Raw genomic sequence first — 15,880 nt, forward strand, 5'->3', positions numbered from 1 at the left:
CCGGATCACCGGGCCGGGGTCGCGACCGGCTCGCGCGCATACGCCTACCGAGCCCGCTCCAGCACCAGCTCGCGCACGCGTGCGGCGTCGGCCTGGCCGCGCATCGCCTTCATCACGGCGCCGATGATGGCGCCGGCGGCCTGCACCTTCCCGTCCCGGATCTTCGCGAGCACGTCGGGCTGCTCGGCGAGCGCCGCGTCGACGGCCTCGATGAGCGCGCCGTCGTCGGAGACGATCGCGAGGCCGCGCGCCGCCACGATCTCGGGCGCCGTGCCCTCGCCGTCGATGACGCCCGCGATGACCTGCCGCGCCAGCTTGTCGTTGAGGGTGCCCGCATCGACCAGCTCGACGACGGAGGCGACCTGTTCAGGGGTGATCAGATCCGCGGCGGCGACCGAGCGCTCGTTCGCGATGCGGGCGATCTCGCCCGTCCACCACTTGCGCGCGGTCTGGGGCGCTACCCCGGCGGCGACGGTCGCCTCGATGGTGGAGGTGAGCCCCGCGTTCACGACGTCCTGGAACTCGAGCGGCGAGAACCGCCACTCCTGCTTCAGCCGCCGACGGCGCAGCGTGGGGTGCTCGGGCAGCGCGGCGCGCAGCTCCTCCACCAGCTCGCGCGAGGGCGAGAGCGGAGCGAGGTCCGGCTCCGGGAAGTAGCGGTAGTCGTCGGCGTCGCTCTTCGGGCGGCCCGGCGAGGTCTCGCCCGTGTCCTCATGCCAGTGGCGCGTCTCCTGCGTGATCGCTCCGCCCTCGGCGAGGATCGCCGCCTGGCGCTGGATCTCGTAGCGCACCGCGCGCTCGACCGAGCGCAGCGAGTTCACGTTCTTCGTCTCGGTGCGGGTGCCGAGCACCGACATGCCGGCGCCCTCGTTGCCGCGCGGTCGGAGCGAGACGTTCGCGTCGCAGCGCAGGTTGCCGCGCTCCATGCGCGCATCGGAGATGCCGAGCGCGATCACGATCTCGCGGATCGTCGCGACGTACGCCGCCGCTATCTCGGGGGTGTCGGCCTCGCCGCCGAAGATCGGCTTGGTCACGATCTCCACGAGCGGTACGCCGGCCCGGTTGTAGTCGACGAGCGAGTACTCGGCGCCCTGGATGCGGCCGGTCGAACCGCCCACGTGAGTGAGCTTGCCGGCGTCCTCCTCCATGTGCGCGCGCTCGATCGGCACGTGCAACGCGCGGCCAGAGGCGAGCTCGATCTCGACGGATCCCTCGAACGCGATCGGGTCGTCGTACTGCGAGATCTGATAGTTCTTCGCCATATCGGGGTAGAAGTAGTTCTTGCGCGCGAAGCCCGACACCTCGGCGATCTCGCAGCCCAGTGCGAGGCCCAGGCTGATCGAGTAGCGCACGGCCTGCGCGTTGAGCACCGGCAGCGAACCCGGCAGGCCGAGGCACACGGGGGCCAGGTTGGTGTTCGGCTCGGAGCCGAACGCGTTGGGCGCGGGCGAGAACATCTTCGTCTTCGTGTTGAGCTCGACGTGCACTTCGAGGCCGATCACCGGTTCGAAGAGCTCGAGCGCCCGGTCGAAATCCATGAGCTTCGTCCTGGCCATCAGCGGGCCCCTCCCTCGAACACCGGGCTCTGCTGCCAGAACGCCCGCCCGTCTCGCGCGGTGATGAGACTCTCTACCGCCGCCCCGGCCCGGTAGAGGCGGGCGTCCTCGAAGGCGGGGGCCATGAGCTGCAGGCCGACCGGCAGCCCGTCCTCGCTCGCGGTGCCGATGGGCAGGCTGAGACCGGGGATCCCGGCGAGATTCGCGGGAATGGTGGTCGCGTCGTTGAGGTAGTCCTGCATCGGATCCCCACCGTGGGAGCCCAGCGGCCAGGCCGTGGTGGGCGCGGTCGGCGACGCGATCACGTCGACCCGCGCGAACGCGGCCGCGAAGTCGCGCTGGATGAGCGTGCGTACCTTCTGCGCACTGCCGTAGTAGGCATCGTAGTAGCCCGCCGAGAGCGCGTAGGTGCCGAGGATGATGCGACGCTTCACCTCGGCGCCGAAGCCGGCGGCCCGGGTCTCGCTCATCACGCTCTCGACGGTGCCGACGCCCTCGGGAACCACCCGCAGGCCGAAGCGCACCGAGTCGTACTTCGCGAGGTTGCTCGAGGCCTCCGCGGGGAGGATGAGGTAGTACGCCGCGACCGCGTACTCGAAGTGCGGCGCGTCGATCTCGACGATCTCGGCACCCTGCGCGGCGAGCAGCGCGAGCGCCTCCTCGAAGCGGGACCTGACCCCCGGCTGCACCCCCTCGATCATGAGCTGCTTCACCACACCGACGCGCAGGCCCCTGAGGGATGCGGGATCGGCCCCGCCCCGAGCCGCCTCGGCCATCGACGGCCACGCGAAGTCGAGCGAGGTGGAATCGTGGCGGTCGTGGCCGGCGATCACGTCGTGCAGCAGGGCCGTGTCGAGCACCGTGCGGGCGCAGGGGCCGATCTGGTCGAGCGACGAGGCGAGGGCGATCGCGCCGTAGCGGCTCACGCCCCCGTAAGTGGGCTTGGCGCCCACGGTGCCCGTGAGCGCGGCAGGCTGCCGGATCGAGCCGCCCGTGTCGGAGCCGAGCGCGAGCGGTGCTTCGAAGGCTCCCACGGCGACGGCGGAGCCGCCGCCCGAGCCGCCTGGCACGCGGCCTACGGCCCACTGGTTGCGCACGGGGCCGTAGGCCGAGTTCTCCGTGGAGGAGCCCATGGCGAACTCGTCCATGTTGGTCTTGCCGATGCTCACGAGGCCGGCCGCCCGCGCCTTCGCCACCGCGGTCGCATCGTAGGGCGAGCGGTAGCCCTCGAGGATCCGCGATCCCGAGGTCGATGGCATGTCCGTCGTCACGAGCACATCCTTGATGGCGAGCGGTACGCCCGCGAGAGCGCCGAGCGCCTCGCCCGCGGCCCGGCGCTCGTCGATCGCCCGCGCCGCGCCGAGGGAGGCCTCGGCGTCGGTCGCGAGGAAGGCGTTCAATTCGCCGTCGACGGCGGCGATGCGGTCGAGATGCGCCCGCGTCGCCTCTTCGGAGGATACGTCGCCCGCGACGAGTCCGGCGGCGAGCTCCGCCGCGGTCAGGTGGATCAACTCGGTCATCTGCCGCCCCCTACTGCTCTTCGCCGAGGATCGACGAGACGCGGAACATGCCGTCGGTCTGCTCCGGCGCGTTCGCGAGCGCCTGCTCGCGCGTGAGCACGTCGGCGATCTCGTCGGGCCTCGTCACGTCGTCCAGCGGGATCGGGTGGCTCGTCGCCGGGACGTCCTCGCGGGCCACCTCGCTGACCTTGGCGATGCTGGCGAGGATCGAGTCGAGCTCGCTCGTGAGCGACTCGATCTCGTCTTCGGTGAGGGCGATCCGAGCGAGTCCGGCGAGATGCTGCACGGTGTCGGCCGTGATCTCGCCGCTCGCCTCGCCGCGTTCTGCCGCAGGGGTTTCAGGCATGCTGCTCCATCGTGAGATCGGGAGTGGGGTCGGTGAACCACACCATCCTATCGAGGCGCGAAGGGCAGGGCCTTCGCGGTGCGGGATCCATCGACGTTCCACAGCCCGGAGCAGCCTCTGCGATGGCTCGACACCAGATGCGCGTCGACGATGCCGATTGCGGTCATCAGTGCGTACACGGTCGTCGGCCCCACGAAGGAGAAGCCGTGGCGCTTCAGTTCCTTCGCGAGCGCGCGGGACTCGGACGAGGCGCTGGGCACCTGCTCGTCGTGCTCGGGCGCGGGCGACCGAGCCGGCATGTACGACCAGACCAGTTCGGCGATCCCGACGCCCTCTCGGTCGCGCAGCTGCAGAGCGACCCGCGCGTTGCGCACCGTCGCCGCGATCTTGAGCCGATTGCGGATGATTCCGGCGTCGGCGAGGAGCCGCTCGACCTCGGCCTCGCCGTATGCCGCAACCCGCTCGAGGGCGAAGCCGTCGAACGCCGCGCGGAACGCCTCCCGCTTGCGCAGCACCGTGAGCCAGGACAGCCCGGACTGGAACGCCTCCAGGCTCAACCGCTCGAACACCTCCGTGTCGCCGAAGACCGGCATCCCCCACTCCGTGTCGTAGTACTCGGTCAGCAGTGGATCCTGGGTCGCCCAGGATGCTCGCGCGGGCGCGTCGGCTCCGAGTCGAGCGTCGTCGCTGACGGGATCGGCGGTCTTGTGCGGCATCTTCGGTCCTTCCCAGGGCGGCGGGTGATCTGCCGGAGCATCGCCTCCGGCGTCGTTTCTCAGGCTAATCACACATCCGGCGGAAATGAGACGGAAATCAGAAACTGTGGATAACTCGTACTCACCCACATCTGTGCACGACGTCGTCAGTCGGCCTCCCCCTCGGCCGCGCCCAGGCCGAGTGCGACGGGGCCCGCCGTGACGAGCACCGCGAACTGCTCGGCGTCGAGCACGGGAATGCCGAGCTCCTCCGCCTTGGTCAGCTTCGAGCCCGCTCCCGGGCCGGCCGCCACGTAATCGGTCTTCTTCGAGACGCTCGACGCGGCCTTGCCGCCGGCCTGGATGATGGCCTCCTTCGCCCCGTCCCGGGTGAAGCCCTCGAGTGCGCCGGTCGCGACCACCGTGAGCCCCGTGAGCACCCCGCCCCCGGCCACCGCCGTACCGGGTCCCGGGTGTCCGGGCGTGACCCACCGCACGCCCGCCGCGGCCCAGCGATCCACGATCTCCCGGTGCCAGTCGACCTCGAACCACTCCGTGAGCGACTCGGCGATGATGCCGCCGACGCCCTCGACCTCCGACAGCTCCTCGATGGAGGCGGCGCGGATGGCGTCGAGCGAGCCGAACCAGTCGGCCAGCGCGCGGGCCGCGACGGGCCCGACGTGGCGGATGTTCAGCGCCACGAGCAATCGCCACAGCGGCTTGGTCTTCGCCCTCTCGAGTTCGGCGAGGAACGTCTCGGCGTCCTTCGAGGGCAGGATCGCGCGGTGGTTCTTGCGGAACCCCGACTTCCGGCGCGCGGCCGCGTCGAGCCCCTCGGCCTCGGGCGGATACTCGAGGACGACCCGCTGGAACGGCGAGCGCCGACGAGGCTCCCCCGTCTCCTCGTCGATCGCGGGCTCCCCCGTCTCGCTGTCGCGCACGACCACCGTGATGGGCACGAGCTGCTCGAGCGTCAGCTCGAACAGCCCTGCCTCGGTCTCGAGCGGAGGCTCCGCGGGCACCTCCGGCTGGGTGAGCGCCGCCGCGGTGATCTCGCCGAGCACCTCGATGTCGAGGGCGCCGCGCGACCCGATGTGCTCGACCCGGCCGCGCACCTGGGCCGGGCAGGCGCGCGCATTGGGGCACCGGAGGTCGATGTCGCCCTCCTTCATGGGACGCAGCGCCGCCCCGCACTCGGGGCACAGCTCGGGCATCTGCCACTCGATCTCGCCGCCGTCGCGCAGCTCGACCACGGCGCCGAGCACCTCGGGGATCACGTCGCCGGCCTTCCGCAGCACCACCGTGTCGCCGATGAGCACGCCCTTCGCCTTGACGACCTGCTGGTTGTGCAGCGTGGCCTGGCGCACGGTCGACCCGGCGACCTTCACCGGGGCCATCACTGCGTACGGCGTCGCCCGGCCGGTGCGCCCGACCCCGACGCGGATGTCGAGCAGCTCGGTGTGCACCTCCTCGGGCGGGTACTTGTAGGCGATGGCCCAGCGCGGGGCCCGGCTCGTCTCCCCCAGCTCGGCGTGCAGCGCCAGCTCGTCGACCTTCACCACGATGCCGTCGATCTCGTGCTCGACGTCGTGCCGGTGCTCGCCGCGATCCTCGATGAACGCGACCACCTCGTCGACGGAGCCGAAGACCCGCGAGTGCGGCGAGACGGGCAGCCCCCACTCCCCGAGCAGGCGGTACGCGTCGCTCTGGTTCTCGAAGGCGGGGTGCGACCACGCGCCGATGCCGTGCACGTAGAGCGAGAGCCGCAACAGCCGATCCCGCATCAGCCCGAGCTCGGCCGGGGTCTTCTTCTCCGCCCGCTGCCGCAGGCTGCCGGCCGCCGTGTTGCGGGCGTTCGCGAACTCCGGGTAGCGCACGGGGATCTGATCCTCGGACCGCCCCCTCGCCGACTGCTCGGCGACGAATTCGGCCTGCAGCTGATGCTGGCGCTCGTTGAGCGCCTCGAAGTCCTCGCTGCTCAGGAACACCTCGCCGCGCGCCTCGAAGAACTCGGGGATGCCGTCGCCCGTCAGCCGGCGGGGGATCACCGGTATGAGCTCGACGTTCTCCGTGATGTCCTCCCCCACCCTGCCGTCGCCGCGCGTCGTCGCGGTCTCGAGCACGCCGTGCCGGTAGGCGAGGCTGATCGCGAGTCCGTCGATCTTGAGCTCCGTGAGCCAGCGCACCTCGCGCCCGGCGGCGATCCGCGCCTTCTCGGCCCACTCCCGGAACTCGTCGAGCGAGAACACGTTGTCGAGGCTCAGCATGCGCTCGGCGTGCTCGTGCTCGGGGAAGCCCGCCGACACCACGGCCGCGCCCACCTCGCGGGTGGGGCTGTCCTGCCCCGCGAGCTCGGGGAACTCGCGCTCGATGGCTTCGAGCCGGCGGAACATCTCGTCGTACTCGGCATCCGAGACGAGGCTCACGGCCTCCGAGTAGTAGGCGGTGCGCAGACGCTCGATCTCGGCGGTGAGCCGCTCGGCCTCGGCGCGCGCGGCCGCGAAATCGGTCGGGATCTCCGGAGTCGTGTTCACCACTCCAGTCTAGGATCCGCCGCCGGTACCGCCCGGTCGATCGTGAACTGGCCGAGCACCCGGGTGCCGGTGTAGAGCACGGCCGTCTGCCCCGGGGCCACGCCCGAGAGCGGTTCGGCGCGAGCCAGGTCGACGTCCACCACGATCTCGTGGGTCGCCCCGACGCGGTGCTGCTCGGTGCGCTCCCCCTCGCGGATCGGCTCGAGCCGGGCGCGGGCCGGCACGGGATCGGCGTGCGCCCGGATCTGCACCTCGCAGTCGAATCGCTCGCTCGCGTCGAGGCCGGGATCCCCCGCCCAGCTGAAGCGGCCGCCGGCGATGCGCGACATCGCGAGGCTCTCGCGCGGGCCGACGACGACCTGATTCGAGACGGGCCGGATCGAGAGCACGTAGCGGGGCTGCCCATCGGGCGCGGGCCGCCCCAGTTGCAGGCCGCGACGCTGACCCACCGTGTATCCGTGCGCTCCGTCGTGCCGGCCGACGACGACGCCCGACTCGTCGAGGATCTCGCCCGGCTCCCGCGGCAGGTGCTCCGACAGCCAGCCGCGCGTGTCGCCGTCCGGGATGAAGCAGATGTCGTGACTGTCGGGCTTTCGCGCCACCTGCAGCCCCCGCTCCGCCGCCTCGGCACGGATCAGCTCCTTCGAGGGGGTGTCTCCGAGCGGGAAGTAGCAGTGGGCCAGCTGGTGCTCCGTGAGCACCCCGAGCACATAGGACTGGTCCTTCGCCCAGGCGCTCGCGCGGTGCAGCTCGCGGCCGTTCGGACCGTCCACGAGCGTCGCGTAGTGCCCCGTCGCCACCGCGTCGAAGCCGAGCGCGATCGCCTTGTCGAGCAGGGCGGCGAACTTGATCTTCTCGTTGCAGCGCATGCACGGGTTGGGCGTGCGGCCGGCGGCGTACTCGGCGATGAAGTCGTCGACCACGTCCCCCTTGAAGCGCTCGCTGAGATCCCACACGTAGAACGGGATGCCCAGCAGGTTCGCGGCGCGGCGCGCGTCCATCGCGTCCTCGATGGTGCAGCAGCCGCGGGATCCGGTGCGCAGCGTGCCTGGCATGCGGCTCAGCGCGAGATGCACTCCGACGACGTCGTGGCCCGCCTCGACCGAGCGCGCGGCAGCCACCGCGGAGTCGACGCCCCCGCTCATCGCCGCCAGAACCTTCACCCGCCCCAGTCTACGCGAGCCCCGCCGCGCGGGCGCGTCGCAGCGCCCCGGGCAGCGCGCCGAGCAGCGCGTCGACCTCCTCGTCGGCGGTTTCGGGCCCGAGGGTGAACCGCAGCGCGCCCGCGGCCTCGCGCTCCGGCAGCCCCATCGCCAGCAGCACGTGCGACGTCTCGGCGACGCCCGCCTGACACGCCGAGCCCACCGACACCGAGACGCCGGCCGCGTCGAGCAGCAGCACGAGCGAGTCGCCCTGGCATCCCGGGAACGTGAAGTGGGCGTTGCCCGGCAGACGGGCGCCGGGAGCCTCCGGATCCGCGCCCCGCAGCACGGCGCCCCGGTCGATCCCGCGCACGCCCGCGATGAGCCGGTCGCGGAGCCGGGCGAGGCGCTCGATCCGCTCCGGACGGGGCCCGCCGTCGGGCTCGAGCGCGACGTTCAGCGCGGCGGCGAACGCGATCGCCCCGGCGACGTCCTGGGTGCCGGATCGCGCGCGCTGCTGCGTCCCCCCGTGCAGCAGCGGATCCGCGCGCGTGCGCCTCCCGAGCACCAGCGCGCCGACCCCCGCCGGGCCTCCGATCTTGTGCGCCGACACGGAGAGGGCCGCGGCGCCCGAAGCGGCGAAATCGATGGGCACCTGCCCCAGTGCCGAGACGGCGTCGACGTGCGCCGGCACGCCCGCCGCGGCGGCGATCCCGCAGAGCTCGGACACCCGTTGCACCGTGCCCACCTCGTTGCTGGCCCAGAGGAAGGAGACGAGCGCGACGCGATCCGGGCCCTCCTCCGCGAGGGCGGCGGCGAGCGTCTCGGGGCGCAGCAGCCCGTCTCGGTCGATGGGCAGCCAGCGCACCCGGGCGCCCTGCGCGTCGCGCAGCCACTCGACCGACTCGACCGTCGCGTGGTGCTCGCCCTCGGCGACGAGGATCGTGTCCCGCGATCCGCTCCCCCGCCCGGCCCAGTACACGCCCTTGAGCGCGAGATTGATCGACTCGGTGCCGCCGCCGGTGAGGATCAGCTCGGCGTGATCGCAGCCGAGCGCTCGCGCGATACGCTCGCGCGCCTCCTCGAGCAGCTCGCTCGCCCGCTGGCCGTGGCCGTGCGTCGAGGCCGGGTTGCCGACGCTCCGCAGCGCGAGCGCGTAGGCCTCGAGCACCTCCTCGGGCATCGGAGACGTCGCCGCGTGATCGAGGTAGGCGCGCACGGCACCGCCGGGCATCGGATCCCTCAGTACAGCAGGTTCGCGAGACGACCTCGGGCCGCGACCACCCGCGGATCCGTCGCCCCGACCACCTCGAAGAGCTCGAGCAGACGCTCCCGCACCGCGGTGCGGTCGTCCGCGTCGCTCGAGGCGAAGAGGTCGAGCAGGCGCAGGAACGCGTCCTCGACGTGCCCGCCGGCCACGTCGAGATCGGCCACCCGCAGCTGGGCCGCCACGTCGCCCGGGTCCGCCGCCGCGGCTTCGCGGATCTCGTCCGCGACGCCGCCCTCGAGCCGCTGCAGCAGCTTCATCTGCACGAGCGCGGCCCGGGCCTCGGCATCGGCCGGGGCCTTCACGAGCACGGCCTCCCACTCGCTCACGGCGGCGGCGTAATCGCCGCGCTCCGCGGCCTCGACCGCGGCCACGTGGGCCGGCGGGATCGGCGGTTCGGCCGGCTCCTCGACCGGCTCGCCCGCGTCGTCGGTGGCGCTCACGCGGCCGGTGACGCCCTGCTGCTCCGCGAGCTGGACGAGCTGGGCGAACACCTCGCGCACCTGAGCCTCGGGCACCGCGCCCTGGAACAGCGGAACGGGGCGGCCGCCCACGAGGGCGACGACGGTGGGGATCGACTGCGCCTGGAACGCCTGCGCCAGAGCCGGGTTCGCGTCGACGTCGACCTTCGCGAGCAGCACGCGCCCGTCGAGCTCGCGCGTCACCTTCTCGATCACCGGGCTCAGCGTCTTGCACGGCTGGCACCACTCCGCCCACAGGTCGAACACCACCGGCACGACGGCCGAGAGCTGGGCGATCTGCTCGAAGGTGGCGTCGGTCACGTCGAGCACGAGCGACGGAACGTCGACGGTCCGCCCGCCCGGGGCGGCTTGACCCGCCGCGCCGTCGCGCCCGTTCGCCGGATCGGCTGCCGACGAGCCGCGCGCGGCGAGGTGGCTCAGGTCGACTCCGCCGCCGGGGATCCGTTCGGGCATCTGCTGGCTCATGCTCAATTCCTCACTCCCACCAGCTCGCTCGTGACGCCGAGCAGCTGGATCTTCGATCCGTCCGTCTTGCTGGGCACGTAGAACAGCAGTTGGTGCGAGACCTCCTGCACCAGCTTCTCCTGCTCGCCCTCGAGCCCCGAGAGCGCCGTCACCGCATCCTGGGCCTGCGGCTTGTACCGCCCCCCGGCCGCGTCGACGATCTGCTCCTCGATCACGGTCGTGGCGACGAGCGCACCGCCCACGCCCGTGGAGAGCGCGACGGTCTGCGCGTCTCCCTGGCGCGCCGTGGCGGAGAAGGCCATCGTCTGCCCCTTATCGTCCGACTGCTGCTGCTGAGCGGCCGCCCTGGCCTGACCGTAGTTCTTCAGCAGCGGCTCGTTCGCGAGGTCGAAGGCCTTCCCCTGCGGCGAGTCGGCGCCATCCTGCAGCACCGCCGCGAATGCGGCTCCGACCTCGCCGGGAGGCAGCACCAGCGACTCGATGTCGTTGGCGAGCAGCGCGGTGCCCTCCTCGGCCGGGGCCGCCTGCGGCATCGAGATCCCGCCGCGCAGCGCGATGACCCGCGACACCTGATAGTTCTGCTGGGGCGTCTCCTGCGTCAGGATGAGCGCCAGCGACGGCGAGGCGGTCTTCTCGTCGGTCTGAGCGTCGGCCTGCGGTTGCTGCGTCTCTCCCTGGGCGGCGGGGGGTGACGGATCGCCGGCGGCGTCCGCCTTGCCCGACTTCGACGCGACGGTCACGAAGAGGGTGCGCGGCCAGGACTCGGTGCTCTGCACGAGCTCGTAGTCGAGTTCCTGGTCGGTGATGCGCGGCGGCACGACTCCGTAGTCCGACATCGCCGCGCGAATGGTGTAGTTGGCGGTGCGCTGCGCGAGCGCGTCGCCCGTGAAGCGCTTCCCGAGCGCCTGGGCGTCGAGCGCATCGTCCCCCTGGGCCGCGACCGCGGCCACGTCCCCCACGATCCGCTGCAGCTGCTGATCGGTGACGGGCACCGGTGCGATCGCCGAGGACTGCTCCTGCGGAGCCTTCTCGACCGGCTCCGAGCCGAACTGCGGCCAGTAGCCCGCCGTGCAGCCGCTGAGTCCGAGCGCGACGGCGACTCCGAGCGCCGGGATCGCGGCGGCGCGCGAACGACGCGTCGCGCGACGCGTCGCGCGCATCCGTGCGGTGCCCTCCCCGGCGCCCGGCTGCGCGCCCTCCCCGCGGCGGCGGCCGCGACGGCGGAACGCGTTGCGGATGCCCTGCAGCGGTCCGCGGCGACCGCGACGCGGCCCGAGACCGCGGCGGTCGTGATCGATCGCGAGCAGGTACAGCACGCCGCCGACCAGGGCGAGGAGGCCTCCGGCGACCAGCAGAGGCCCGGCCCACGGGGTGTTGCGATCCTGCGCCCAGACCAGGGAGACGTCTTCGGGCATCGGGCTTCGGCCGTCCGAGGCGATCAGCACCGACTGATCCGCGGCCAACGAGACGGGCACGCGCAGCGTCCCCGTCTCGGCTCCGCTTCCGGCGTCGTCGATCACTCGCTCCTCCAACCACAGATCGCTCCCCCGCGGGTCGAGGGGCTCCGGCTCCTTGGCCTCACCGCCGGGCGGCGCGTCCACGACGGCCGGAGCGACCATCGCGCTCAGCACGCGATCCTGCTTCGCGTCGACCGTGAGCTCGGCGTGCCGGAACGGCTCGACCCACCCCAGCACATCGCGCGTCGCGCCCGTCGCGACGAAGGCCCCCTTGCCCTTCACCACCACGTTCGCCTGGCCGCTCACCTTGCCGAGCTCCGCCCCGTCGACGACCGCGTACCCGGTCTCCGACTTTGTGTCGACCGGGAAGCTGATCTCCGATGGGCCTGCGAGAAAGGTGCGCTGGCCGATGCCCAGCAGCAGCAGGACTCCGGAGAGCACCAGCGCCGCAATCGCAAGCAGGTATCGCACGGGGGCTCCTTTGATGTCGGGGGAATGAATGGAAGACCAGTTCAACGGTACCGGAGCTTTCCTGATGCGACATCGATACGCATCCGATTCGAGCCCGGAATCGCGGCCCGTCGCGGCCGATCGCGGCCGATCGCGGCCTCGGAAGAGCCGATCCGCGTTCTCCGGTACGCCGTCGGCGAAGTACGGTATCGTGGTTCTCTACCTCTTCGGCCGTCCGACGAATCCACCGCGGCCGTGGTGACCTCGTTCAGATTCCGGAGGCACAGTGTCCGAATCCGCCCAGCCGTTCTCCCCTGCGTTCCGCGGTTACAACCGCGACGAGGTCGACGAGCGCATGACCGCTCTCACGAGCCACATCAACACGCTCCAGTCGCACCTCGAATCCCTGCAGCAGGCGCACCAGCAGGCGACGCAGACGGGGCAGGAGCAGCGACAGCTCATCTCGGAGCTGCAGGAGCAGGTCGCCGAGCTCGGTGCGAGCGGTTACTCCGGGCTCGGACTGCGGGTCGAGAAGAGCCTGCAGGTCGCCGAGGACCACGCCCAGCGCCTCATGGCGCAGGCCGACCTCGACGCCGAGAAGCTGCGGCACTCCTCGGAGGAGGAGGCCAAGCGCGTGCTCACACAGGCGCAGCTCCGCGCCGACGAGCTGCTCGCCTCGGCCTCGGAGCAGGCCGAGGTCGTCGTCTCCGGGGCGCGCAACGACCTCGCCGAGCAGACCGCGGCGGCGAATGCCGAGCGCGAGCGGCTGCTCGACGAGGCGCGGCGGACAGCCGCACTCGAGCGCAGCTCCGCCGAACGCGAGGCCACGGCCGAGCGCGAGACCGCCCACCGCGACGCCCAGGCCGAGCTCGCCGGAGCCCGGGCGGAGGCCGAACGGCTGCTCTCCGAGGCGCGCACGCTCGCGAACGAGCTGCGCTCCGAGACCGAGCTGCACGCCGAGACGTTCGCCAGGCAGAAGGCCGAGAGCGAGCGAGAGGCCGAGCTCGAGCGAGCCCGGCTGATCCGCGAGGGAGAGCGGGCGCGAGCCGAGTTCGAGGCGAAGCGCCAGCGGGAGGAGGCCGAGCTCGAGGAGCGCTACACCGAGCGCCTGCGCGAGCTGGAGGCCGGCGTCGAGGCCCAGCGCCGCGAGCTGACCACCGAGATGGAGACGCTGCGCGGGCGCGTCGCGCAGGAGCGGCAGGAGCACGAGGCCTCCATCGCCGCCGAGCGCGAGCAGCACGAGCGCCGCATCGCCACCGAGCAGCGCGCGCACGCCGACCGCGTCGCGCAGGAGCGGCAGGAGCACGAGGCCTCCGTCGCACGGGCGATGGAGGCGCAGCGGGCGGAGCTCGCCACGCTCGCCGCTCAGGGCGCGCGCGAGCGGGAGCGGGCGGGCGAACTCGCCGCGCAGGAGCGCGCGGAGCTGCACGAGCGCGCCACCGGCGAGCTGAGCGCGACCCGGGAGCGGGAGGAGCAGCGGCTGCGGGAGGAGCGCCGGGCGCACGACGAGAGCATCGCCGCGGAGCGCGAGGCGCACGAGCACGCGATCTCGGAGGAGCGCACCGCGCACGACGAGTCCCTCCGGGCCGAGATCGTGTCGCACCACGCCCGGCTCAGGGACGCGCAGGAGGCGCAGGAGAACCGGCTCTCCGCCGAACTCGAGGCCCACGTGTCGCGCCTGGCCCGCGAGCGCGGGGCCCATGAGCGCGCCATCACGGATGAGCGCACCGCGCACGAGACCGCCCTGACCGCGGAGCGGCAGGCGCACGACGCGGCCCTCGCCGCCGAACGCGAGGCGCACGAGACCGAGCTCGCCGCTCGGCGGGAGGGTCAGGAGGCCCGGCTCGCCGCGCAGCTCGAGGAGCACGAGGCCCGCATCGCCGCCGAACGCGAAACGCACGAGGCGAGGATCGCGGAGGAGCGCCGAACGCACGAGACCGCGATCGCCGGGGAGCGCGCCGCGCACGAGACCGCCCTGACCGCGGAGCGGCAGGCGCACGACGCCCGCCTCGGCGGCGAGCTCGCAGCCCACCAGGATCGCCTCATCGCCGAGTGGGAGGAGCACCGCTCTCGAATCGACGCCGAGCGCGCCTCCCACGACGAGCAGCTCGCGACGGAGCGACGGGACCAGGACGATCGGCTCGCCCGGGAGCTCGACGCCCACGGCGCCCGGATCGCCGACGAGTCGACGGTGCACGAGGAGCGCCTCGCCGCCCAGCTGCGCGAGCACCAGCGGCGCATCGACGACGAGCGGTCGGCCGAGGAGGAGCGCCTGCGCATTCAACGCGATGAGATCGCCGAGTCGCTGGGGCTCGAGCGGGAAGCGCTCGAGCTGCAGATGGATCGCGAGCGAGCGAAGCTCGCGGCCGACATCGAGCGGGAGCAGGAGGAGCACGAGCGTGCCGTCGCCGCCGAGCGCGAGCAGCACGAGGAGGACCTGCGCCGCGAGCGCGAGACCCAGGCCGCGGCCGTCGCCCGCGAGGTCGAGGCCAAGCGCGCCTCCGTCGTCGAGGAGACCGATCTGCTGCGCGCCGACACGGTCGCCGAGCTGGCGGAGTACCGCGCGGCCGAGGAGGCGCGCCTCGCCCGGCTGCGCGCCGACGCGGAGGACGCCGCCCGCGAGCTGCAGCAGCGGGTCGAGGCCGACACGATCGAGTTCGACACCTCCTCCGCGCAGCGGAGGGAACAGCTGGAGCAGGAGCTCTCCGCTCGTCAGCATGAGGCGGCGGAGGCGGGCAGGCGCGAGATCGAGGCCACCCGGGCCGAACTGGAGGAGCTGCGCGCACAGCTCGAACTCGCGCGAGCCGAGTACGATCGCATCACCTCGGAAGCCGCGCAGGACGCCCGGAGCACGCGGGCGGCAGCCGAGCGGCAGGCGGCCGAGATCGTGCTCGAGGCCGATCGCCGGGCGCAGACCACATTCGCCGCCGCCGAGGACCGTGCCACCAAGGTGCTCGCCGCCGCGGAGGACCGCATGACCCAGCTCAAGGTCGAGCGCGGCGCCGTGGCGCGCTACTTCGAGAGCCTCGGCGAGGTCATCACGAACGCGCAGAAGATGAGCACCGTCGCCGGTCGCCTCGTGGATCAGCCGGTCGCGGAGGCCGTGAACGCCGATGACGCGCCGAGTGACGGGACGCGGTCGTGACGCTCACCGCGGCGGCGGACGGGTCGGCGCTCGGCAACCCCGGCCCCGCCGGCTGGGCGTGGGTGGTCGACGAGCAGCAGTGGCGGGCCGGGGGGTGGCCGCGCGCCACCAACAATCAGGGCGAGCTGATGGCGGTGCTCGACCTGCTCCACGCGACTGCGGCGCGCGCCGACGAGCCGCTGCGGATCCTCTGCGACAGCCAGTACGTCATCAACTCGGTGACGCGGTGGATGCCCGGCTGGAAGCGGCGGGGCTGGCGCAAGGCCGACGGCAGGCCAGTGCTCAACCGCGAGCTGCTGGAGCAGCTGGACGCGGCGCTGACGGGGCGCGACGTTCGGTTCGAGTGGGTCAAGGGGCACGCGGGCCACCCGCTCAACGAGGCGGCGGATCTGCGCGCACGCGCCGCAGCCACGGCTTTCCAGGCCGGCCGACGGCCCGACGGCGGCCCCGGCCTCGCGGGGTCATCGGCTCCCACCCCGGAGGTCAGTCCGCATCGACCGGCTCCGCCGACGCTGTTCTAGGACGAGCTCCAGCAGTAGGCGTGGTAGTGGCGTCGATCCCGCACGGCGGCCTCGTCGCCGAAGAGGTGATCGGCGCTCCAGGCGACCACGTGCGCCTGGCCGGCCGGCACGTCCGTTCCGCAGGCCGGGCAGCGGTAGCTCTTCTCGGCTCGGTGCGCGGGAATGTCGCGCACGAACCACTCGACGCCGCGGCGGGTCTCCCTGCGGGCGCCGCCGTACGCCAGGCGCGTCACATCGCTCGGCGGGGCGGCCGCGGCGCGCTGATACTTGTTGACCCGGCGATGGCGCGCCATGGCCCGA

General features: G+C 72.6%; 12 protein-coding genes. 2 read left to right on the top strand and 10 right to left on the bottom strand.

The window, feature by feature from the left end; genetic code table 11:
- Positions 1-44: 44 nt before the first annotated feature.
- The 9 genes from gatB to D1J51_RS06785 form a co-directional block, all read right to left on the bottom strand.
- Positions 45-1,556, bottom strand: coding sequence for an Asp-tRNA(Asn)/Glu-tRNA(Gln) amidotransferase subunit GatB (gene gatB, locus D1J51_RS06745; RefSeq protein WP_119074419.1), 1,512 nt, complete (start codon positions 1,554-1,556; stop codon positions 45-47).
- Positions 1,556-3,076, bottom strand: coding sequence for an Asp-tRNA(Asn)/Glu-tRNA(Gln) amidotransferase subunit GatA (gatA, locus tag D1J51_RS06750; protein ID WP_119074420.1), 1,521 nt, complete (start codon positions 3,074-3,076; stop codon positions 1,556-1,558). Before gatA ends, gatB begins: the two co-directional genes overlap by 1 nt.
- 10 nt (positions 3,077-3,086) lie before the next feature.
- On the bottom strand, positions 3,087-3,422 hold the full coding sequence (gene gatC, locus D1J51_RS06755; protein ID WP_119074421.1) for an Asp-tRNA(Asn)/Glu-tRNA(Gln) amidotransferase subunit GatC: 336 nt from the start codon (positions 3,420-3,422) through the stop codon (positions 3,087-3,089).
- A gap of 47 nt (positions 3,423-3,469) precedes the next feature.
- On the bottom strand, positions 3,470-4,138 hold the full coding sequence (locus D1J51_RS06760) for a DNA-3-methyladenine glycosylase I (protein WP_119074422.1): 669 nt from the start codon (positions 4,136-4,138) through the stop codon (positions 3,470-3,472).
- Between the two features lie 146 nt (positions 4,139-4,284).
- Positions 4,285-6,651: an NAD-dependent DNA ligase LigA gene (gene ligA / locus D1J51_RS06765; protein WP_119074496.1), complete on the bottom strand. Its 2,367-nt coding sequence runs from the start codon at positions 6,649-6,651 to the stop codon at positions 4,285-4,287.
- Positions 6,648-7,814, bottom strand: coding sequence for a tRNA 2-thiouridine(34) synthase MnmA (gene mnmA, locus D1J51_RS06770; protein ID WP_240422994.1), 1,167 nt, complete (start codon positions 7,812-7,814; stop codon positions 6,648-6,650). Before mnmA ends, ligA begins: the two co-directional genes overlap by 4 nt.
- Positions 7,815-7,824: 10 nt before the next feature.
- Positions 7,825-9,027 (bottom strand): cysteine desulfurase family protein, encoded by a 1,203-nt coding sequence (locus tag D1J51_RS06775; protein ID WP_240422996.1) that lies wholly within the window; start codon positions 9,025-9,027, stop codon positions 7,825-7,827.
- 8 nt (positions 9,028-9,035) lie between these two features.
- Complete coding sequence (locus D1J51_RS06780) at positions 9,036-10,007, bottom strand: tetratricopeptide repeat protein (RefSeq protein WP_119074424.1); 972 nt, start codon at positions 10,005-10,007, stop codon at positions 9,036-9,038.
- Between the two features lie 2 nt (positions 10,008-10,009).
- Positions 10,010-11,935 (bottom strand): DUF8094 domain-containing protein, encoded by a 1,926-nt coding sequence (locus tag D1J51_RS06785; RefSeq protein ID WP_119074425.1) that lies wholly within the window; start codon positions 11,933-11,935, stop codon positions 10,010-10,012.
- A 265-nt stretch (positions 11,936-12,200) separates the two neighbouring features.
- Between D1J51_RS06785 and D1J51_RS06790 the strand changes: the two genes are divergently transcribed.
- Together D1J51_RS06790 and D1J51_RS06795 are read left to right on the top strand one after the other, a co-directional pair.
- The gene (locus tag D1J51_RS06790; RefSeq protein ID WP_240422998.1) at positions 12,201-15,059 is read left to right on the top strand and encodes a hypothetical protein; all 2,859 of its coding nucleotides are present in this window, start codon (positions 12,201-12,203) and stop codon (positions 15,057-15,059) included.
- Positions 15,056-15,580, top strand: coding sequence for a ribonuclease H family protein (locus D1J51_RS06795; RefSeq protein WP_119074426.1), 525 nt, complete (start codon positions 15,056-15,058; stop codon positions 15,578-15,580). Before D1J51_RS06790 ends, D1J51_RS06795 begins: the two co-directional genes overlap by 4 nt.
- On the opposite strand, the gene D1J51_RS06800 is transcribed toward D1J51_RS06795, so the two are convergent.
- Positions 15,577-15,873, bottom strand: a complete 297-nt coding sequence (locus D1J51_RS06800) for an ATP/GTP-binding protein (protein WP_119074427.1) — start codon at positions 15,871-15,873, stop codon at positions 15,577-15,579. The two genes, D1J51_RS06795 and D1J51_RS06800, sit on opposite strands and share 4 nt — an antisense overlap.
- Between the last annotated feature and the right edge of the window lie 7 nt (positions 15,874-15,880).

Origin of the sequence: Leucobacter sp. wl10, assembly GCF_003569785.1 — a bacterium.
In the GTDB taxonomy this organism is placed as follows: Bacteria; Actinomycetota; Actinomycetes; order Actinomycetales; family Microbacteriaceae; genus Leucobacter.

What these genes read in the sequence shown, in the direction of transcription:
- D1J51_RS06800 (WP_119074427.1), bottom strand. Translation starts at nt 15,873, where the DNA reads ATGGCGCGCCATCGCCGGGTCAACAAGTATCAGCGCGCCGCGGCCGCC.
- D1J51_RS06780 (WP_119074424.1), bottom strand. Translation starts at nt 10,007, where the DNA reads ATGAGCCAGCAGATGCCCGAACGGATCCCCGGCGGCGGAGTCGACCTG.
- gatC (WP_119074421.1), bottom strand. Translation starts at nt 3,422, where the DNA reads ATGCCTGAAACCCCTGCGGCAGAACGCGGCGAGGCGAGCGGCGAGATC.
- D1J51_RS06775 (WP_240422996.1), bottom strand. Translation starts at nt 9,027, where the DNA reads ATGCCCGGCGGTGCCGTGCGCGCCTACCTCGATCACGCGGCGACGTCT.
- gatA (WP_119074420.1), bottom strand. Translation starts at nt 3,076, where the DNA reads ATGACCGAGTTGATCCACCTGACCGCGGCGGAGCTCGCCGCCGGACTC.
- D1J51_RS06760 (WP_119074422.1), bottom strand. Translation starts at nt 4,138, where the DNA reads ATGCCGCACAAGACCGCCGATCCCGTCAGCGACGACGCTCGACTCGGA.
- gatB (WP_119074419.1), bottom strand. Translation starts at nt 1,556, where the DNA reads ATGGCCAGGACGAAGCTCATGGATTTCGACCGGGCGCTCGAGCTCTTC.